Annotated in this window: 16 protein-coding genes; 7 read left to right on the forward strand and 9 right to left on the reverse strand. The window is 61.9% G+C overall.

The genetic code is table 11. The features are described from left to right. Positions 1–150: 150 nt before the first annotated feature. Positions 151–639, forward strand: a complete 489-nt coding sequence (locus LOY50_RS16435) for a GFA family protein (RefSeq protein ID WP_253475661.1) — start codon at positions 151–153, stop codon at positions 637–639. A 149-nt stretch (positions 640–788) separates the two neighbouring features. Here the strand turns inward: LOY50_RS16435 and LOY50_RS16440 are convergent, their stop codons facing one another. Further along, on the reverse strand, positions 789–1,394 hold the full coding sequence (locus tag LOY50_RS16440; RefSeq protein WP_253475664.1) for a tRNA-(ms[2]io[6]A)-hydroxylase: 606 nt from the start codon (positions 1,392–1,394) through the stop codon (positions 789–791). Between the two features lie 178 nt (positions 1,395–1,572). Here LOY50_RS16440 and LOY50_RS16445 point away from each other — a divergent pair, with 178 nt between their 5' ends. Next, complete coding sequence (locus LOY50_RS16445; RefSeq protein WP_253475667.1) at positions 1,573–2,436, forward strand: universal stress protein; 864 nt, start codon at positions 1,573–1,575, stop codon at positions 2,434–2,436. A gap of 163 nt (positions 2,437–2,599) precedes the next feature. Here LOY50_RS16445 and LOY50_RS16450 read toward each other — a convergent pair whose 3' ends face one another. After that, positions 2,600–3,070: a DUF1289 domain-containing protein gene (locus LOY50_RS16450; protein ID WP_214512754.1), complete on the reverse strand. Its 471-nt coding sequence runs from the start codon at positions 3,068–3,070 to the stop codon at positions 2,600–2,602. Between the two features lie 408 nt (positions 3,071–3,478). Here LOY50_RS16450 and acnB point away from each other — a divergent pair, with 408 nt between their 5' ends. Next, positions 3,479–6,088, forward strand: a complete 2,610-nt coding sequence (acnB, locus tag LOY50_RS16455) for a bifunctional aconitate hydratase 2/2-methylisocitrate dehydratase (protein ID WP_253478577.1) — start codon at positions 3,479–3,481, stop codon at positions 6,086–6,088. A 630-nt stretch (positions 6,089–6,718) separates the two neighbouring features. Here acnB and LOY50_RS16460 read toward each other — a convergent pair. Together LOY50_RS16460 and LOY50_RS16465 are read right to left on the reverse strand one after the other, a co-directional pair. Continuing rightward, positions 6,719–6,862, reverse strand: a complete 144-nt coding sequence (locus tag LOY50_RS16460; RefSeq protein WP_258691284.1) for a hypothetical protein — start codon at positions 6,860–6,862, stop codon at positions 6,719–6,721. 175 nt (positions 6,863–7,037) lie between these two features. Then, positions 7,038–8,318, reverse strand: a complete 1,281-nt coding sequence (locus LOY50_RS16465) for a serine/threonine transporter (RefSeq protein WP_214513030.1) — start codon at positions 8,316–8,318, stop codon at positions 7,038–7,040. 967 nt (positions 8,319–9,285) lie between these two features. Here LOY50_RS16465 and LOY50_RS16470 point away from each other — a divergent pair. Then, positions 9,286–10,239 (forward strand): 2-hydroxyacid dehydrogenase, encoded by a 954-nt coding sequence (locus LOY50_RS16470; protein WP_253475673.1) that lies wholly within the window; start codon positions 9,286–9,288, stop codon positions 10,237–10,239. Here the strand turns inward: LOY50_RS16470 and tssA are convergent. From tssA to LOY50_RS16495, 5 genes are all read right to left on the reverse strand, one after another. Continuing rightward, positions 10,236–11,318: a type VI secretion system protein TssA gene (gene tssA / locus LOY50_RS16475; RefSeq protein ID WP_258688438.1), complete on the reverse strand. Its 1,083-nt coding sequence runs from the start codon at positions 11,316–11,318 to the stop codon at positions 10,236–10,238. The genes LOY50_RS16470 and tssA overlap by 4 nt on opposite strands. Further along, the gene (locus LOY50_RS16480; protein WP_258688440.1) at positions 11,315–15,139 is read right to left on the reverse strand and encodes a type VI secretion protein IcmF/TssM N-terminal domain-containing protein; all 3,825 of its coding nucleotides are present in this window, start codon (positions 15,137–15,139) and stop codon (positions 11,315–11,317) included. The genes tssA and LOY50_RS16480 overlap by 4 nt, the downstream gene beginning before the upstream one ends. Then, positions 15,136–15,897, reverse strand: coding sequence for a DotU family type IV/VI secretion system protein (locus LOY50_RS16485; RefSeq protein ID WP_212800111.1), 762 nt, complete (start codon positions 15,895–15,897; stop codon positions 15,136–15,138). Before LOY50_RS16485 ends, LOY50_RS16480 begins: the two co-directional genes overlap by 4 nt. An 18-nt stretch (positions 15,898–15,915) precedes the next feature. Next, positions 15,916–17,247: a type VI secretion system baseplate subunit TssK gene (tssK, locus tag LOY50_RS16490; RefSeq protein WP_258688447.1), complete on the reverse strand. Its 1,332-nt coding sequence runs from the start codon at positions 17,245–17,247 to the stop codon at positions 15,916–15,918. Between the two features lie 64 nt (positions 17,248–17,311). Further along, positions 17,312–17,761: a hypothetical protein gene (locus LOY50_RS16495; protein ID WP_018605733.1), complete on the reverse strand. Its 450-nt coding sequence runs from the start codon at positions 17,759–17,761 to the stop codon at positions 17,312–17,314. A gap of 224 nt (positions 17,762–17,985) precedes the next feature. Here LOY50_RS16495 and tssB point away from each other — a divergent pair, with 224 nt between their 5' ends. The 3 genes from tssB (at position 17,986) to LOY50_RS16510 (ending at position 20,799) form a co-directional block, all read left to right on the forward strand. Beyond that, the gene (gene tssB / locus LOY50_RS16500) at positions 17,986–18,546 is read left to right on the forward strand and encodes a type VI secretion system contractile sheath small subunit (protein WP_053145383.1); all 561 of its coding nucleotides are present in this window, start codon (positions 17,986–17,988) and stop codon (positions 18,544–18,546) included. A 29-nt stretch (positions 18,547–18,575) separates the two neighbouring features. After that, positions 18,576–20,057: a type VI secretion system contractile sheath large subunit gene (tssC, locus tag LOY50_RS16505; protein ID WP_014337906.1), complete on the forward strand. Its 1,482-nt coding sequence runs from the start codon at positions 18,576–18,578 to the stop codon at positions 20,055–20,057. A 244-nt stretch (positions 20,058–20,301) separates the two neighbouring features. After that, positions 20,302–20,799, forward strand: coding sequence for an Hcp family type VI secretion system effector (locus LOY50_RS16510; protein ID WP_109756006.1), 498 nt, complete (start codon positions 20,302–20,304; stop codon positions 20,797–20,799). Positions 20,800–20,808 lie beyond the last annotated feature (9 nt).

A 20,808-nucleotide genomic window follows, 5' to 3' on the forward strand; every position in this document is an offset into this window, starting at 1 on the left:
AGCTCCCACATTGGACTCCGGGAAACCACATATCCCCTGTGGGAGCGAGCTCGCTCGCGATGACGTCCGCACATCAAACATAAATTCAACTGCCTAGAAATACTAACCGTCTAGTCTGTCATGAACATTCCAATCCCATTGGAGGTTCCCATGCAACTCGAAGGATCCTGCCACTGCGGCGCGGTGTCATTCACCCTCGACAGTGCTCACCCCTACCCTTATCAGCGCTGCTACTGCTCGATCTGCCGCAAGACCCAGGGCGGCGGCGGTTTTGCGATCAACCTGGGGGGCGATGCCCAGAGCCTGAAGGTGCGCGGTCGCAAGCACATCTCGATCTACCACGCACGACTCAAGGACGAAGGCGATAAACGCGCCCACCGCAGCAGTGCCGAACGGCATTTCTGTTCCTTGTGCGGTTCGGGGCTATGGCTGTTCAGCCCCGAATGGCCGGAGCTGATTCACCCCTTTGCCTCGGCCATCGACACACCGCTGCCGGTACCGCCGGAGCACACCCACCTGATGCTGGGTTCCAGGGCGCCGTGGGTGGAAGTCGAGGCGCATCCGGGCGACCAGCAGTTCGAGGTTTATCCCGAGGAGTCGATTGCTCAGTGGCATGAACGCCTGGGGCTGAGCGTTTGAGAGGCTGCGCTGCATAAGGCCTCATCGCGAGCAAGCTCGCTCCCACAGGGGATTTCCTGTGTTCACATTATTTGTGTTCACTGAAGATCAAATGTGGGAGCGAGCTTGCTCCGGGCGGCGTTCCGACGATGGCGTCAGGACAAACAGCGCTATACCGCAGGCACACCACTGTGGAACCGAAACTCCACATCCGGCGACTCGATCAGCTCCCGCTCGGCCTCACGGACCCTGTCGATCACCTGGACAATGTCCTTGGCGTCACCGTACTGGTAAGCCAGTTTCAGGTAGCCCTGGAAATGCCGGGCTTCGCTTTTCAGCAAACCGAAATAGAACTTGCCCAGTTCTTCATCCAGATGCGGCACCAAGGCCTCGAAACGCTCGCAACTGCGGGCCTCGATGAAGGCGCCAACCACCAGGGTGTCCACCAGCTTGACCGGTTCGTGGCTGCGAACCACCTTGCGCAGCCCCGAGGCATAACGCCCGGCTGAGAGCTGGCGCAAACCGATCTTGCGCTTTTTCATCAAGCGCATGACCTGCTCGTGATGTACCAGCTCTTCCCGGGCCAGGCGCGACATCAGATTGATCAGGTCGACGTGGGAATGGTATTTGGCGATCAGGCTCAGGGCAGTGCTGGCCGCCTTGAACTCGCAGTTCTTGTGGTCGATCAGCAACGTTTCCTGGTCAGCCAACGCGGCCTGGACCCAGGCATCGGGGGTGCGGCAACCAAGGAATTCGTGAATTTCGGGAAGATTCATGGGGCTCACGGGAAAAGGTAGTCGAGCGAAGGGCGCCGATTATACCGGCCTGCCCCCAGACCACCAGCCACCGCCGTTGATATGCATCAAGTCGAAGACTCACCCACAGCAACTAGACTGCCCCACAACAACTATAGTTGAGCAACGCCAGCCTTTTCATTGCAGGAGAACGCCGATCATGCAAGCCATTCGCAGCATCCTGGTGGTTATTGAGCCCGAACATTCGGAAAGCCTGGCGCTCAAGCGCGCCAAACTGATCGCCGGAGTGACCCAGGCCCACCTGCACCTGCTGGTGTGCGACAAAAAGCATGACCATGCCGGTCTGCTCAGCGTGCTCAAGGCCGCTCTGCTGGCCGACGGCTACAGCGTCACCACCGAGCAGGCCTGGAACGAAAGCCTCCACGACACCATCATCGACGTGCAGCAGGCGGAAGGCTGCGGGCTGGTGATCAAGCAGCACTTCCCCGACAGCCCGCTGAAAAAAGCCCTGCTGACCCCGGCGGACTGGAAGCTGCTACGCCACTGCCCAACCCCGGTGCTGCTGGTGAAAACCGCCGGCTCCTGGAAAGACAAGGTGATCCTGGCGGCCGTCGACGTTGGCAATGCCGACGGCGAGCATCGCCACCTGCACTCCACCATCATCGATCATGGCTATGACATCGCCCTCCTCGCCAAGGCGCACCTGCATGTGATCAGCGCCCACCCCTCGCCGATGCTCTCGTCCGCCGACCCGACGTTCCAGCTCAAGGAAACCATCGAAGCCCGTTATCGCGAACAATGCCGGGCGTTCCAGGCCGAATTCGACATCGATGAGCAGCACCTGCATATCGAAGAAGGCCCGGCGGACGTCTTGATTCCGTACATGGCGCACAAGCTGCAGGCGGCGGTGACGGTGATCGGCACCGTGGCCCGCTCGGGGCTGTCCGGGGTGCTGATCGGCAACACCGCCGAGGCTGTGCTCGATACGCTGGAAAGCGATGTGCTGGTGCTCAAGCCGCAGGAGGTCGAGGACCATCTGGTGGAGTTGGCGGTCAAGGAATAAACAGACCCTGGCTATAGGCTCTTGTGGCGAGGGAGCTTGCTCCCGCTGGGTTGCGAAGCGACCCTCGCTCTTAATCTTAAAAGTTTCTGGTTCTGAAAAATCCAGGCGTCTGCTGCGCAGCCGAGCGGGAGCAAGCTCCCTCGCCACAAAGGCTCTCGGCCTGTCAGCCGCCGAACGCATCCTTCAGGAACCCCGGCGCGATATAACGCTGGTAATGGGCTTCGGACAGAAGGAAAAACTCCCGATCAATGGCATCGCGCAGATCCGGCAGTTCCCAGTCGCGAAACTCCGGCATCAGCACCATGCCGTAGGCTTCCAGGTTGTTGATCACCCGTGCGCCGCGGGCAATCAGTTGATAGGCCCAGCAATATTCCGACTGGTGCGGCACAAAGCGGATCTTGCGCGACTCCAGTTGCTGGCGCAGCAATACCGGGTCGAAAACCTCCAGCTTGGCCACCATCACCTGCACCAACAGCTGCTCGAGCCGCATCCACACCGCGCGTTTTTCGTCCTCGTTGTAGCCGTTCCAGTGAATCACTTCATGGTGGAACCGCTTGCAGCCACGGCACACCAGGTCACCGTAGACAGTGGAGCAAAGGCCGACGCAGGGGGTCTTGATGAGCTGGTTGGGCATAAGGAAACGCACACGCAAAAGCAGGACAGGCCGGCATGTTAGCCCTTTGTCTAAGATTGATCACCCCTCAAACTTCCAGGCCCAACTTACCTTTAATTTTTTTTTCCCGTAGAATCAGCCAGCCTTTTAAGGCGCCAATGTCCGTTAGAAGCTGTTTTCAAAGCGTCACGAGCACAGTCGTTCCTTCAGAGCGGTGTTGGCGAAGGGTCTTTCCAGCGGGGAAAGCCCAACGCCAACCCTCATCAGCTCCCCGTTCTGCAGGCGTAAAACTTTGAAAGCAGCTTCTGTGAGGAACGTGCGGAAACTCTGGCCTGGCGGCTCAAAAAGCCGCCGACGCGCATGAGTACCGTGGGTTCCTGGATGAGCGTCCCGGACACCCATTTGGGACCACTGATGAGGGTAATAACTGTGCTTGAAGCCTACCGCAAACATATCGAAGAGCGCGCAGCCCTGGGTATCGTTCCCCAGCCGCTTAACGCCGAACAAACCGCAGGCCTGATCGAGCTGCTGAAAAATCCTCCGGCTGGCGAAGAAGCTTTCCTCGTTGACCTGATCACCAATCGCGTTCCGCCTGGAGTCGACGAGGCTGCCTACGTCAAGGCCGGCTTCCTGTCCGCCCTGGCCAAGGGCCAGGCCCAATCCCCTCTGCTGGACAACAAGCGTGCCGTTGAACTGCTCGGCACCATGCAGGGCGGCTATAACATCGTGACCCTGGTGGAGCTGCTGGACGACGCCGAGCTGGCGCCGGTAGCCGCCGAAGAACTCAAGCACACCCTGCTGATGTTCGATGCCTTCCACGACGTGGCTGAAAAAGCCAAGAACGGCAACGTTCACGCCAAGGCCGTGCTGCAATCCTGGGCTGACGGCGAGTGGTTCAAGAAGCGCCCGGTGCTGGCCGACAAGATCAGCCTGCGCGTGTTCAAGGTCACCGGCGAAACCAACACCGACGACCTGTCCCCTGCTCCAGACGCCTGGTCGCGTCCTGACATCCCGCTGCACGCCCTGGCCATGCTGAAAATGGCCCGTGACGGCATCGTTCCGGACGAGCAAGGCAAGACCGGCCCGATGAAGCAGATCGAAGAAATGCGCGGCCAAGGCTTCCCGATCGCCTACGTCGGTGACGTGGTCGGTACCGGTTCCTCGCGTAAATCGGCGACCAACTCGGTGCTGTGGTTCTTCGGCGACGACATTCCTTATGTGCCGAACAAGCGCGCTGGCGGTTTCTGCTTCGGCAGCAAAATCGCTCCGATCTTCTACAACACCATGGAAGATGCCGGCGCACTGCCAATCGAGTTCGACGTTTCGAACATGAACATGGGCGACGTGATCGACCTGTACCCGCATGCAGGCAAAGTCTGCAAGCACGGTACCGACGAAGTCATCACCACCTTCGAAATGAAGACCCCTGTGCTGTTGGACGAAGTCCGTGCCGGCGGTCGTATTCCGCTGATCATTGGCCGTGGCCTGACCGAGAAGGCTCGCGCCGAGCTGGGCCTGCCAGCGTTCGACCTGTTCAAGAAGCCTGAAGCCCCCGCTGAAAGCACCAAGGGTTTCACCCTGGCGCAGAAGATGGTCGGCAAGGCTTGCGGTCTGGCAGAAGGCCAAGGCGTACGTCCTGGTACCTACTGCGAACCGAAAATGACCACCGTGGGTTCCCAGGACACCACCGGTCCAATGACCCGTGACGAACTGAAAGACCTGGCGTGCCTGGGCTTCTCGGCTGACCTGGTGATGCAGTCCTTCTGCCACACCGCGGCCTATCCAAAGCCGATCGACGTCACCACCCACCACACCCTGCCTGACTTCATCATGACCCGCGGCGGCGTTTCCCTGCGTCCGGGCGACGGCATCATCCACTCGTGGCTGAACCGCATGCTGCTGCCAGACACCGTGGGCACCGGTGGCGACTCGCACACCCGTTTCCCGATGGGCATCTCGTTCCCAGCCGGTTCCGGCCTGGTCGCGTTCGCCGCAGCCACCGGCGTCATGCCGCTGGACATGCCGGAATCGATCCTGGTGCGCTTCAAGGGCAAAATGAAACCTGGCATCACCCTGCGTGACCTGGTTCATGCCATTCCGTACTTCGCCATCCAGAACGGTCTGTTGACCGTCGAGAAGAAAGGCAAGAAAAACGCCTTCTCCGGCCGCATCCTGGAAATCGAAGGCCTGGAAGGCTTGACCCTGGAACAGGCTTTCGAACTATCCGACGCCTCGGCCGAGCGTTCGGCTGCCGGTTGCACCATCAAGCTGTCGAAAGAGTCGATCACCGAGTACCTGCAATCCAACGTCACCCTGCTGCGCTGGATGATCGGCGAAGGCTACGGTGATGCACGTACCCTGGAACGTCGCGCCCAAGCGATGGAAGCCTGGATCGCCAACCCGCAACTGATGGAAGCCGATGCCGACGCCGAATACGCCGAAGTCATCGAAATCGACCTGGCCGACATCAGCGAGCCTGTGCTCTGCGCGCCGAACGATCCGGACGACGCCCGTCTGCTGTCCAGCGTTGCTGGCGAGAAGATCGACGAAGTGTTCATCGGTTCGTGCATGACCAACATTGGTCACTTCCGCGCTGCCGGCAAGCTGCTGGAGCAGGTCAAGGGCCAGCTGCCAACCCGTCTGTGGCTGTCGCCGCCGACCAAGATGGACGCTCACCAGCTCACCGAAGAAGGCTACTACGGCATCTACGGCAAGGCCGGTGCACGGATGGAAATGCCAGGCTGCTCGCTGTGCATGGGTAACCAGGCACGCGTCGAGCCGAACGCCACCGTGGTGTCGACTTCGACCCGTAACTTCCCGAACCGTCTGGGTGACGGCGCGAACGTCTACCTGGCTTCGGCCGAACTGGCGTCCGTTGCGTCCATCCTGGGTCGCCTGCCGACCGTCGAGGAGTACATGGAATACGCCGGCAAGATCGACAGCATGGCAGCGGACGTGTACCGCTACCTGAGCTTCGACCAGATCGCCGAGTTCCGTGAAGCGGCTGCAAACGCCAACATCCCGGTCGTTCAAGCCTAAAGCTTAAAACGCCCGACTGAAAACGCCGCCCTTCTTGCTAGGGGCGGCGTTTTTTTTTTGCCTGTCTATTTCGGGGAATGCCTTTTTGTTGGGGACATATCCGTTGCTGCGGTAACGGCGGCTTAGGGTTCCGCTCTTACAGCGGGTCACTTTTGGAAGAGCGCCAAAAGTAACCAAAAGCGCTTTGCCCCACCACTCGGCACCTCGCCTAGGCTCGGTGTGCCCTCACTCCGGCATTGCTCCGTGGGCCGCCGCGAAGGGCCATCCATGGCCCAGCGCGGCTACCTCGGCATCCATGCCGAGGTGCCCACTGCGCAATGCCTGCGTTCGGCCAGCGTGGTTTAACGGGGCGTCGAGATCAAGATCAAGATCCAAAGCAAGAGCAAGAGCAAGAGCAAGAGCGGGATACATGCCAGCATCTATGTGGCTGAGCCTCCGCTATCGCGAGCAAGCTCGCTCCCACAGGGGATCTTCAGCAAACACAAAACCCATATACACCGCAAAACCTGTGGGAGCGAGCTTGCTCGCGATGAGGCCGGCACATCCAACATCACCGTAAACTGACACATCGCCTTCGCGAGCAAGCCCGCTCCCACAGGAAAAACACGGTCCCACAAAGAACCAGGTCGGCTATAAGGCCGCCTCGGCGTGGACGTTGATCTCGGGCGCCCCGTTAACCACGCTGGCCGAACGCAGGCATTGTGGAGTGGGCATCCCGGCATGGATGCCGGGATAGCCGCGCTGGGCCATGGATGGCCCTTCGCGGCGGCCCACGGAGCAATGCCGGAGTGAGGGCACACCGAGCCTAGGCGAGGTGCCAAGTGGTGGGGCAGAAGCGCTTTGGTTACTTTCGCGCTTTTCGAAAGTGACCCGCCGTCAGGGCGGAACCCTAAGCCGCCGTTACCGCAGAAACGGATATACACACCAACCTAGCCCCCCCAATAAAGGCCTAAGCCAAGAGGGAATAAACCAAAGCCGTAATCGCCACCAAACCCACCAACGTAACGAAGACATTCGAAGCCTGGCCGCGATAACGGGCCATGGCCGGAACTTTGCGAATGGCATACATCGGCATCAAAAACAGGATAGCTGCGATAACCGGCCCCCCCAAGGTTTCGATCATGCCCAGGATGCTCGGGTTGAGGGTAGCGACGATCCAGCACACCACCAGCATGAACGCCGCGGTGAGGCGGTCCAGGGTCTTGGGCGCCGGGCGGCGGCCGCTCTTGACGATCAAGCCCTTGAGGCCTTCGCTGGCGCCGATGTAGTGCCCCAGGAACGACTTGGAGATGGCGACAAACGCAATCAACGGCGCGGCAAAGGCGATGGTCGGGTTGCTGAAGTGGTTGGCCAGGTACGACAGGATCGACAGGTTCTGCGCCTTGGCTTCGGCCAGTTGCGCCGGGCTCAGGGTCAGCACGCAGCTGAATACGAAGAACAGCACCATCACCACCATCAACACGTGGGCGCGCGACAGGATCTGCGAACTGCGCTCCTCGGCGTTGCCGCCGTAGCGGCGTTTCTGGTCCACCGCAAAGGCCGAGATGATCGGTGAATGGTTGAACGAGAACACCATCACCGGGATCGCCAGCCACAAGGTATGCAGCAGCGCCGAAGGTTCAGGCGGCGTGGAGGCCGTGGTCAGGATGCCGCCGCTCCAGTGAGGAATCAGGAACACCGCCAGGAACAGCAGCGCAACGATGAACGGGTAGACCATCAGGCTCATGGCCTTGACGATCGCCTGCTCGCCACAACGGACCACCGCCAGCAGGCCCAGGATCAGCACCAGGGACAGCACAGCCCGAGGAGGCGGCTGGATATGCAACTGATGCTCCAGGAAACTGCCCACCGTGTTGGTCAACGCCACGCTGTAGATCAGCAGGATCGGGAAAATGGCAAAGAAGTACAGCAGCGTGATCAGCGCACCGGCCTTGAGGCCGAAATGTTCTTCCACCACCTCGGTGATGTCCGCGCCGTCGCGACCGGATAACACGAAACGGGTCAGGCCCCGGTGGGCATAGAACGTCATGGGGAACGCCAGCACCGCCAGGATCAGCAACGGCCAGAAGCCGCCCAGGCCCGCATTGATGGGTAAAAACAGAGTACCTGCACCGATGGCGGTGCCAAACAGGCCCAGCATCCACGTGGTGTCCTGGCGACTCCACTGGCTGAGGGTGGCTGGGACTGTCGTTTCAAAGCGCTCTTCGACGCTATTGGCCTGATCATTCATCCGGGCGGATCTCCGTATTCCGGTCACATGCACCCGGCCAGGACGAGTCGGAAAAGCCCGACAGGCAGCGCCCTGGCCGAAACAGGGGCGCGATTGTCCGGGATTCGCGAGCAGAAGCAAAGGCTTAGCTGAGGAGCGGTTATGCGTATCAGATCGCCGCCATAGAATTATCCCTGCATTCCCTGTGGGAGCTTGCTCGCGATAGCGGAGGGTCAGCTTGCATCAGCGCTGAATGTACCGCCGCCTTCGCGAGCAAGCTCGCTCCCACAATGGGATCGGGGTACAGCCGGAGAAACAGGTCGGCTATAAAGCCGTCTCGCGAGCAAGCTTTGCTCCCACAGGTCCTGCTCAAACAGATCTGATGGGTGTACGACCGGGAGAACCAGGTCGGCTATAAAGCCGCCTTCGCGAGCAAGCTTTGCTCCCACAGGTCCTGCTCAAACAGATCTGATGGGTGTACGACCGGGAGAACCAGGTCGGCTATAAAGCCGCCTCGCGAGCAAGCTTTGCTCCCACAGGTCCTGATCAAACAGATCTGATGGGTGTACGACCGGGAGAGCCAGGCCGGCTACTAGGCCGCCTCGGCGTGGACGTTGATCTCGGGCGCCCCGTTAACCACGATGGCCGAACGCAGGCATTGTGGAGTGGGCAACCCGGCATGGATGCCGGGTTAGCCGCGCTGGGCCATGGATGGCCCTTCGCGGCGGCCCACGGAGCAATGCCGGAGTGAGGGCATGCCGAGCCTAGGCGAGGCACCAAGTGGTGGGGCAAAAGCGTTTTGCTTACTTTTGCGCTTTTCAAAAGTGAGCCGCCGTCAGGGCGGAACCCTAAGCGGCCGTTACCGCAGAAATGGATATGTACTCACTACTACGACCGAAATGCACATAAAAAGCCAAGCCCCCCTGCCCCCGGCTCCTACAATCAGGTTGAATACTTGAAATCGCCCCAGCGCCCACAGGAGCCCAGCATGACCGCAACCGTTCTGGTACTGGTTGAAACCGTCAATGAATGCCTGCCTATTCTCGAGAAGCAGGGTTACCATCTGGAATTGGCGCCCACGCCTGCCGAACGCAAGACGGCGATTTTCGAACACGGTGAACGCTTCAGCGCAGTGCTGACCCGCGGCCCCCTGGGCCTGACGGAGGAAGAGATCGCCGCCCTGCCCAACCTGAAAATCATCTGCGTGATCGGTGCCGGTTACGAACAAGTAGACCTGCAGGCCGCACGCCATCGGGGCATCGTGGTCACCAACGGCGCCGGGGTCAACGCGTCGTCGGTGGCTGACCATGCCATGGCGCTGTTGCTGGCGTTGGTGCGCGACATACCCCACTCCGATGCCGCCCTGCGACGGGGCGAATGGCCAAGGGTTTCGCGCCCCTCCCTGGCGGGTAAGCGGCTGGGCGTGTTGGGCCTTGGCGCGGTGGGCATGGCGATCGCCAAACGGGCCGCCCTGGGCTTTGACATGAGTATCAGCTATCACAATCGCCGGGTGCGCAACGACGTGCCCTACACCTTCTGCGCCACTCCCACGGAACTGGCGCGGGTCTCGGACTTCCTGATCGTCGCCACGCCAGGCGGCCTGGATACCCGGCAATTGATCAACAAGCAGACCCTCGATGCGCTCGGCCCAAAAGGGTTTCTGGTGAACGTCGCCAGGGCCAGCGTGGTTGCCACCGCCGATCTGATCAGCGCCCTGGAGCACCGGCGAATCGCCGGAGCGGCCCTGGATGTGTTCGATCACGAGCCCGAGGTGCCACAGGCGCTGAAGAACCTGCCCAACGTCGTCCTCACCCCCCACGTGGCCGGCCTGTCGCCGGAAGCGACCCGCGCAATGGTAGAGCTGGTGGGCCAGAACCTGACCGCGTTCTTTTCCGGCAAACCGGTGTTGACACCAGTACCGTGGCCCGACGAGGAGCGTTAGAGAACGCCCAATAACGTCCACAAGCGTCGGGATTCGGCATCGGCACTGATCAGTTCACCCAACAGCTCGCTCAACGGCTTGTTGCCCCACTCCACGCCGCGTCGGATCAGGTAGGGCACCGGGCTGTGGGGTTCGGTACGAGCCAGGTAACCGGCGATGACCAGTAACTGTCGATAGGCCTCTTCACGATTGGCCGGTTCCTGGAAGACCTGGGCAGGTGCCGCCTGCGGCTGGGACGTCGACGTCGTGGACACCGGGGACGTTTGCACCGGCGCGACGGTGGGTTGCTGTGGGTGCATCGCGATGAACTCCTCTACCAGTGTCAGCAAGGCCTGCATCACGTCCTGCAGGGATTTGTAGCCCGGGGCCAGGTTGCCCAGGTAAGCGTCGCTCCAGGCTTCGAGCCGTTGCAGGTGTTGCAGGCTCAACATCAGGCTGCCTTGGCGATGCAACCAGAACGACAAGGGTGTGTTGCGAATCAGTTCGCCGAGTTTCTTTTGATCGTTGCGCGCCGCTTCGGCCGAGGCCTTGGCGTTCTTGCTGTCGTTGACCAACACTTGCTGGCGCTGCAAGCGTTGCCAGTCGTCCAGGCAGAAAGCGGCGAAGGCCTGTTCCCGGCCGTCGAACAACGGCACCCGCGTGAGCAGCACTTCGCTGTAGCGACGGGCCAGCCACTCCAGCGGGATCACCCGCCATGACTGGTCGCCTTCCTCGGCCTGGGGGTGCAACTGCTCCGGATAGCGCTCACACAGCCCCGCCACCAGCGCCAGGCTACCCGGCAACCCCTCCAGCCCGGCCATATGCAGCCAGGCCTCCCCCAGCCAGGCGCTGATCATCAGGTCCTTGCTGCGCTCCAGCAGCAACGTGGTCGCGAGCCGTTCCAGGTCCGGCCACAGGGCGCGCTTGATCGAAGACTGCCACACACCGGTGGGCAGGCTGGTATCGTCCTCCCGGCGCAATTCGCGCAACTGGTCATATTCCGGTTCGTAGCGCAGGTCCGGGCCGCAGGGCGATTCGCCGCTGATCGGCTCGAGCAACTGGCTGACCAGCTCAGGCAAAGGCGATATCGGCAAGCTCACAGGCCCTCCTCACGAGTGGCAATGGCGGGGCTTGATGCGCTCGCCATGAAAGGTGAACGGGGCGCCCGCGTCGGCAGCGGCGGGATCGACAACGGCAGCTTGGAGCCCTGGCTCATCAACGACAGGCGCACGAACATCAGTGTCTGCTCCGCCGTGCGGGCCTGGGTCTGGGCAATGACCGGCAGTTGCAGGGCCAGGGGGAAATCGGTGTAGTCGACATTCGGCTGGCGCTGACTCGCCACCTGCGAGCGCATCAGGCGCAGCAATGACCAAGGCCCCTGGTACTCCCAGCCGGCCTCCAGGTCGCGCACCACCAGATTCGGTTGCAGCGGGTCGTTGGCCGGACGCTGATAACCGTTGCGGGCCCAGCGCAAGGTCAGGCGCACGGGCTGGCCGACCATCCAGCGCAGGTTCTGCTGGCCGCCGCCGGGGTAGCTGATCTGTTGGTTGCCGGCGTCCAGGCTCCAGGCGATCACCTGGTCGGCGCCACGCTCTTCATCGCGATCGGTGCGCCAGCGCACGTCCATTTCCACCCCCAGGATGCCACTCTTGTCCCGTACGAACAGCGGCCCGAGCCAAGTACCGGCCTGTTTCAAACGGTTGAGGAAATCCTCGGCCGCCAGCCGCTCTGGCGTCTGGCTCAACGTCAGCCCGGCCTGGGCCAGGGGCAGGCGTGTGTCGATCAGTTCCAGCAAATGCTGGACCCGCGCCGGGTCGGCATCGCTGGCCCGCACATCCTGAGAAAACGGGAAGCGCCCGGCAAGGTACTGATTGAAATAGTTGGCGACGTCATTCCAGGCGGTCGCGGCCTGGTTCTGTTGCAGGTACAGGCACCGTTGCAGGGCGCCCTGCTGCAACGCGACCGTGCGCAGGGCCAGGTCACCGCGACCACCAGGCAGGCTGGAGGTCTGCAAGATCTGCGCGCAGGAGGTGGTGTCCATGGCGATAAAGTCCCGGCTGACCAATTGTTCCAGTTGGGCCGCCGAGCTGGCCGGGTTCTGATTCTTGTACTTGAGCAGCTCATCGTTGAGGGCCATGAAACGTGCCACCTGGTCGTGCTCCAGGGCCGACAGGTTGTCCTGCTGGACGATCAACCATTCCAGCGCGGGCATTCGCTGCTCGGCGATCTGCAACATCGCGCCGAATTGCTGGGCCAGGTTCAGCTTCAGGTCTTGTGGATCGCTGGCACCGTAGAGTTGCAAGCCGAAGTTTTTCGAACCGTCCCAACGCTGGACATCGGCCCGCTGGCTGAACAGCGGCTGGGCATCGATTTCGTCCAGGCCACTCTTGAGCTGCGCCAATGCCCGGCGATTGAGCAGACGTTGGAAACGCATCGCCAGGTCGCCACGGTGCACGTCCATGAAGGCTTTTTGCAGCGCAACGGCCTGGGTCGTTTGCACATTGAAGCCCATGCCGGGCAGCGCCTCGTCGCTTTCATCCAGGCTCAACCACATGGCCCGGGCCGCGGCGCCTTCAGCGGCCTGCATCAGCGCGTCACGGTAATCCGGCGGAATGCGCGGCATTTCTTCATTGGCATAGCTCTTGTAGCTGGCGAAGTAGTTCAGCGCGACGCTGAAATCATCGCTGCCATCGCCCTGGCCCATCGAATCGGGGTTGTTGCCCGACGGATCCTTCTGCATGGCCAGCGCCACGAAATCACGCTTGAACAGCGCCTGCACCGCACCATCCAGCGCCGTGACATGGTCTTGCAGGACCAACAGGCCACTGCCCTGTTGCACCAGCAGATTGTCCCGGGAGCCGGTCTGGACGATCCACTGGTCACGAAAGCTCTGCTGCAACTTCGCCGCCTGGCTCTCCAGGTCCTGCTCGATATCCGGCCCCAGCAAAGTGCTGTGGCTGACCTTGTCCAGCATCTGGCTGTAACCGGGCACCAGGTCCTGGCCCTTGCCCCGCCCCCAGGCCGAGTTGGTCAGGCTGACCAGCGTCTGCAAATCGTCGATCAGCGCCATCAGGTCTTCGAGTTCGCTCAACGAATTGCCACTGCCGGCCTCCAGCCGTTGCAGGTGCAGCTTGAGGTACCCGGCCTGGCGCACGAAGTTGTCCGCCAGGAAGTAATGGTCCAGCCAACGCTGCATCAGGCCGGTGAAGTTATCGGAGATCACCGGGCGCGCGGCGTTCAGGTCCAGCCCTTTCAAATCGCTGTTCTGGGCATCGAACAGCACCCGGTTATAGAACCGTGGCCGGCTCAAGGTGCCGGTATTGAGCCCCAGGGACAAGGCGGTGTTGCTCAGTTGCACCAGTTCGTCCAGCGGTGCCTTGGGATCGTTCACCACCTGGCTGAACATCTGGTTGTGCTGTTCAAGGCGTACCGCCAGGTCCACCAGCGCCTTGGCCTTCACGTAGCTCTGCCATTGCGCCGGGTCTTCGTTCTCCACATTGCCCCGCCGCTCGGTGTTGCGGATGGATTTGAGCTGCTCCAGGTCTGAATTGAGCAGGTCCCGCAGAGGCAATATCCAATGGCGCCGAGCAGTCAGGCGCAACCCATTCTCCAGCTGCGTGTCCACGCAAGAGAACCACGAAGTGGGAAAGACCACCGAGACAAAGCGCCAGCGCGGGGCCTTTTCCAACATGTTCCAGTAGTTCTGCACGTTGTGCCGGGTCGGTTCCAACTGCGGTTCGTCAGGGTCGACCACAAGGTGGTTCTTATGGGTGCTGAGGATCAAGCGCGACAGCCCTTCGGCTTCTTCCACCGAATCGTGCCAGACCCAGACCATGCCACCCAACCAGACCAGCCCCACCACCAACGCCACCGCTCCGACCAGCCGATGCCCGCGCTGGCGCAGGCGCAACAGCCGCGGCACAGGTTGGGCCAAGCCACGCTCAGCCACCAGCCGTCGTGACCACAACTGCCGGGCGAACACGCTTTGCCGCTGGACACTGTCGGCGGCGGTCAAACCATCACCGCTGACAGCCGGCGCCTGGCTGGCAGTGAAATACACCCCGCGACAACGCGGCGCTTCGCCCTGGGCATTGCCCTGGAACACCGGCTCCAGCAGGATCTGCAAGGCCCGTCGCAAGCCTTCGAAGCGCTCCGGCAACCCATAAAGATCGCTGCCCAATTGCCCCGACAGCGCACCGATCTCGATGATCGACTGCGACAGCGCCGCGTTGACCTGATCCAAGGCCTGGTCACTCCACTGCGACTGCCAGGCCGCATCCGGCAAATAGGGCGAGGACCAGCCCAGCATCGATTCACGCGCCTCGGCGGGCAGCGCGCTGACCAGTTCCTGGACCCCGGGCAGCTCTTCCATCCCGGTGATCACCACGTACACCGGCAGGCTGAGGCCGAACCGTTGCAACAAGTCGATAAAGCACCGCCGGACCTTGAGGCTCAGCTCGGTGGTGTGTTCGATGTCGTCGAGGGTGCTGAACGGCACCGTCCAGATCACCGCATCCAATGGTCGCTTGCTGCGCAAGCGCAACATCAGCCCCAACAGGCGCCACCAATTACCCCGTTGCCGGTTCATGCCTTCATCGGGCAGGAACAACGCCTGGGGCACCACCAGCACCGAGCCCTCGGCATCGGAAAACCAGCGCCCGAACCAAGCCGCCTTGTCGGTCGGTTGCAAGCGCCACTGGGCACACAGTTGGGCGCCGTCGCTTTCGTTGCCGAGCATCATCAGCCAAGGCATCTGATAGCGGTCCCGGGTGCCCTGCTCCTGTTCCATGCGGCGAACCGCCCCATAGAAACTGCGGATCGCCGCCCCGCCCTGGGTCCGCAGCCACCAGATCAGGGCCGCGATCAACAGCACCACGGCGATGGCGAGCACCACCAGGGCAACGATGCTCAGGGTGCTCATGAGTCCTGCTCCTGAACCACCGATTCATTCAGTTGCAGCACCGGCTCGAGCTCCAAACGAATGTCACGCCAGAACACCTGCCCCAAGCCGGTCAGCAACAACACCATCGCCAGGATCGCCAGCCCCAGGCGAAAGCCGTCCGGCAGCGATTGCTGCACCGGCATGCGCACTGGCGGCGTCGCCGAAGACAGCGCCAGGCGCTGGCTGACATCGACATAATCGGGTTCGTGCTGCCAGGCAAACGTGAACAACGCCAGGCGCCATTTCTCATGCTGGACCTGGCCCGGCTCACCACGCAATCGCCCCTGGAACCCGAGGATCAGGCATTGCAGGTAGACATTCGCCAGGTCCCGCGTGCCGGGCATCTGCTCGTCCAGCAGTTTCTTGATCGCCGCCGGCAAGCGCTCGCCAGCCTGGCGACTGGCATACATGCGTGATTCGAGGGGGTGCTGCTGCCAGGCCAGTTGTCCGGGCCAAGGGCTGAACAGCAAGGTTTCGTCCACCAGCGCCACGAAGGCATAGACCAGCGACTTGACCTGCTCGGTGGCGGCATCGCCGACGGTGGCGAAGGCCACCCGCCACAGACGCTGGGCGCTGCGCCCGGAAAACTCCACCACCCGATTGACCAATACCGCAGGGTCGCTGTCCTTGGGCAAGTCTTGCCATTCCTGGGACCACTTCAGCCAGGCCTGGCGAAAAGCGCTGCTCAGCGGCGCCTCATGCAGACTCCGAACCGCCCCGCCACTTCCATCAGGCATACGACTCCCCTTTTGCGATCAGGCACTTTCACTGGCTTGCGCCACGAACAACACCACTTGCCACGGGCTGCTGGCCTGGGCCGATGCCGGCGCCACGATGTGCAGCGGCAATTGCGCGTCGAACCATTGCCCGCTGGCGGCCACCACAAACAAACGGGTGTCGTCGCCCACGCTGTAGGCCACCTGTTCGTTGCGGCTCATGGCCTGGTGGGGCAGACCGCTCATGCGTTGTCGGCTGAGCAGCGGGATGTGCCGCGCCGACGCAATGATCGCCCCGCGCAACCACTCGCCCGCCGCCTGCTCGCTGGCGCCGTTGGGCATGCGCAGGCCGATCACCAGGCGTTGGTCCGGTTGGTCGTCAGGCAACTGGATCGAAAAGACCTGCTCGTTGCGCTCGAAAGCCAGGCTGCGATAGCCGGCACGAATCAGCTCCAGGGTGGTTTCCAGCCAGTCGAGCAACGGCTCGTAGCCGCGCTGCAATTCGAGGAAATCCAGCGGTGCGAAGGCCGGGACGCCCGCCAGCGGATCGAGGGCCGACCAGCTCCCGGCCAGCCCCAGCAGCAAACCGTAGAGCGCCTGGGGCGTTGCCACCCGGGTGTTCAGCGCGCCTTCGACTTCCGGCAAGCGCGCCCACAAGGCGGTCAATTGCCGGCGGATCTCCATGGCATCGTCCTGGTTGCCGGCTGCCTGGGCCTGGCGTAAGCGACCAGCGAGAAACATGCACTTTTCCCGGGCCCGGGCGCACACACCGGCAACCCGTCGACCGAGGGCCGACTCCGGCAACAGGATCGGCGTCGGTGGGGTGTAGGGCACGCGCCAGAAGCCACCGCCCTCCTTGCGGATGCGCAACAGCGGCAGGCAGATCGAATCAGCCTTGCTCAGTTGCGTGCACAGCCTCGGGTTGGGTCGCCAGACGGTGATCGACTCGGGAAATGCACCGCTGGTGAGGTCTGGCAACGCCTCGCCGACCACCGATTGCAGGCGCCCCTTGAGCGGCACCAATTGCCCGGCGCGCCACAGCGGGCTGACGGCCAGGTACACAGTCACGGTGGCATCGTCGGTCTTGTCGATCGCCTCACCGATGTCCAGCTCCAAGGTCGGCCCGACGCCGGCCTGCAGGTTGACCGGCAAACCGTCCGGCAAGGTGCCCTGCAATTGCAGCAGCCGCACCTGGCCGGCGCTGAGGGCCGAAGGATCGACTTCCAACTGGCTGACACCCCAGAACCAAGGGTTGCAGGCCCCGGCAAAATACGCAGCCAGGGCCTCGGCACGCAGCCCTTGCAATTGAAAATGCTGGGGCAGCAATTGCATGCCCTCATGCCAGCACACCGCGTCAGGTAACAGACTCATACGACTCCCTTCGACATCCCAATGTCGCCGCGCATGGCGGCCCGCGGTCACTCAAGGCTGGCTGTCATCGAGCCCCATCATTCACGAGGGTCATCTCGCGACTGTCGAACTTCAGCCAGGCCTGGCGCTGATCGTCCAACCGAAGCCGGTGGGCTCCGGGAGTGTTATAGCTGGCGAAGACCAAAAGTCCAGCGGCGCGCCGGCCCTCCAACGGGAACGGTTGGCGGTCGATAAATTGCCCCGGAACCAGCTCCAGCCCCCACACCGACATGAGTTGACGATAGTCGCGCTGGAACTGTTCGCGCTCGGCGAACCATTGGCTGGCGGTGATGCCCGACAGCTGCTTGAGCAGGTCCGGGTCGTTCACCGCGATGAAGTCCACGGCGATCGGCGTGTCGTCATTGGCCCGGGGCGCGACGTCCAGGGTCAGGCTGTCCAGGTCGACGCTGGGGGCAAAAAGCGAGCAACCGGTGAGCGCCAGGCTCAAAAAAAATCCGAAAAAAAACCCACGCAAAATGAATCTTCCTTTTCTCTGCGGTCAAAAATTGTTTTTGCTTGCTTTTTTATAGACCTGTTCTAGCGTCTTGGGTAGTTCGACCCACACGGTCGAATGCGCCAGGTTCGTCAAGGGAATGACAGGTTTTCTGCCGTCCATTTGCAACCTGTGGATCAGCAAGGGATTGCGATGAGCGGGACTCCCGATGCATTGCGCCCGCACATGCATCGGAGTCGGCCGCCATGGCAGAAAGTACCCAGCACAAGCTCGACAGAGTCCGCCCTCCCCGCGTCCAGATCACCTATGACGTGGAAATCGGCAACGCCATCGAGAAAAAAGAATTGCCACTGGTTGTCGGCATTCTGGCCGACCTCTCGGGCAAACCACTGGACCCGCTGCCCAAGCTCAACGAGCGGCGTTTTACCGAAATCGATCGGGATAATTTCAACGAGGTGCTCGCCTCCATCTCCCCCCGCGCCACGCTCCAGGTGAACAACACCCTCAGCGGCGACGACAGCAAGCTCAACATCGAACTCAACTTCCGTCACATCGACGACTTCGATCCGGTCAAGGTCGTGGAGCAGGTCACGCCGCTGCGCCGGTTGTTCGAAGCACGCCAACGCCTGCGGGACCTGTTGACCAAACTCGATGGCAACGACGACCTGGACAAGCTGCTGCGCGACGTGATCGCCAACACCGAAGGCCTGCAGGAAATCAAGTCGGCGCGCCCCCAGGACGCACCGCCAGAGCTGCCCGCCGTGGCCGCCAACGATGACCCTGCCCCGGCCGAACCACAGGCCTGATCGCGCGCATCATTAAGGGAGATAACACCATGCCTGCTTCATCCAGCGCTCAAACCAGCGAGAGCACGACCCAGACCCTGTCCCTGCTGGACAAGATCATCGCCGAAGGCCGCATGGCCCACGACGACAGCCAGCAAGACTACGCCCGCGACATGCTGGCCGAATTCGCCACCCAGGTCCTCGACGAAGGCATGGCCATCGACAAGGACACCGTGGCGATGATCAACGACCGCATCAGCCAGATCGACCAGTTGATCAGCGCCCAGCTCAACGAAGTGCTGCACCACCCTGACCTGCAGAAACTCGAAGCCTCCTGGCGCGGCCTGCACCTGCTGGTGCAGAACACCGAGACCAGCACCCGGCTCAAATTGCGCCTGCTCAACGTCACCCAGAAAGAACTGCAGAACGATCTGGAAAAAGCCGTCGAATTCGACCAGAGCGCGCTGTTCAAGAAAATCTACGAGGAAGAATACGGCACCTTCGGCGGGCACCCGTTCAGCCTGCTGGTGGGTGACTACACCTTTGGCCGGCATCCGCAGGACATCGGCCTGCTGGAAAAACTCTCGAACGTCGCCGCCGCCGCGCACGCTCCGTTCATTGCCGCCGCCAGCCCGCGGTTGTTCGACATGACCAGCTTCACCGAACTGGCGATCCCCAGGGACCTGTCGAAGATTTTCGAGAGCCAGGAACTGATCAAGTGGCGCGCCTTCCGTGAAAGCGAAGACTCGCGCTACGTGTCCCTGGTGCTGCCGCACTTCCTGCTGCGCCTGCCATACGGCCCGGACACGCTGCCGGTGGAAGGCATCAACTACGTCGAAGACGTCAACGGCACCGACCACAGCAAATACCTGTGGGGCAACGCCGCCTGGACCCTGGCGCAACGCATCACCGAAGCCTTCGCCAAATATGGCTGGTGCGCAGCCATTCGCGGAGCCGAGGGCGGTGGCGCGGTCGAAGGCCTGCCGGCCCATACGTTCCGCACCAGTTCCGGGGATCTGTCGCTCAAATGCCCGACCGAAGTGGCGATCACCGACCGTCGTGAAAAGGAACTCAACGACCTGGGCTTCATCTCCCTGTGCCACAAGAAAAACAGCGACGTGGCGGTGTTCTTCGGCGGCCAGACCACCAACAAGGCCAAGCTCTACAACACCAACGAGGCCAACGCCAACGCGCGGATCTCGGCGATGTTGCCGTACGTGCTCGCGGCCTCGCGCTTCGCCCATTACCTGAAGGTGATCATGCGCGACAAGGTCGGCAGTTTCATGACCCGCGACAACGTGCAGACCTACCTCAACAACTGGATCGCCGACTACGTGCTGATCAACGACAACGCGCCGCAAGAAATCAAGGCGCAGTACCCGTTGCGCGAAGCGCGAGTGGACGTGACGGAAGTGGCCGGCAAGCCAGGCGCCTACAAGGCCACGGTGTTCCTGCGCCCGCACTTCCAACTGGAGGAGCTGACCGCCTCGATCCGCCTGGTGGCGACCCTGCCGCCGCCGGTAGCTGCCTGACCACCCTTGGCAAGGGAGCAAGCTCTCACTGGGCTGCGTGTAGGAGCTGCCGAAGGCTGCGATCTTTTGATCTTGATCTTTCGCTCTCGACTCAATGGGTAGGGGAAAGATCGCAGCCTCGTTGCACTCGACAGCTCCTACACAGCTCCTACAGCGCAGTCCGCCGGGAGCAAGTTTCATCGCCACAGGTTAATTCATCGGTATCGGGCACTACCTCATTCGTCTTCTTCAGGAGTTCCACACAATGGATGCAATCATTCTCGACCTCGGCGGCGACATCAAGGGCGACAGCCTGCTGGAGGGTTTCACGGACAAGATCGAGGTCATGTCCTACAGCCACAACGTGGCGATGCAGGTCACCAACGACGTCAGCAACTCGGAGCGAACCTCTGGCCGGCCCCACATCGGCGAATTCACCCTGACTAAATTCATCGACAGCTCCACCCCCTCGCTCAACGAATATTGCTGCGCCGGCAAACCGATCCCGCAAGCCGTCATCACCATCGGCCGCAACGCCGCCGAGGGCAGCGGCAAACTCATGCCGTTCATCATCTACACCCTGACCAACGTCGTGCTGTCCAACGTCAGTGTCAGCGGCGGCACCGGCGGCAAACCGGTAGAAACCCTGTCGCTGAACTTCACCAAGATCAAATGGGAGCTCACCGCGCAGAAAGACGACGGCACCAAGGAAGGCACGGCGGGCACGACCTGGGACCTGGCCGCCAACAAAATGACCAAGTAAGGAAACCGC

The sequence above is a fragment of the Pseudomonas sp. B21-010 genome (assembly GCF_024749325.1).
Taxonomy (GTDB): Bacteria; Pseudomonadota; Gammaproteobacteria; order Pseudomonadales; family Pseudomonadaceae; genus Aquipseudomonas; species Aquipseudomonas kilonensis.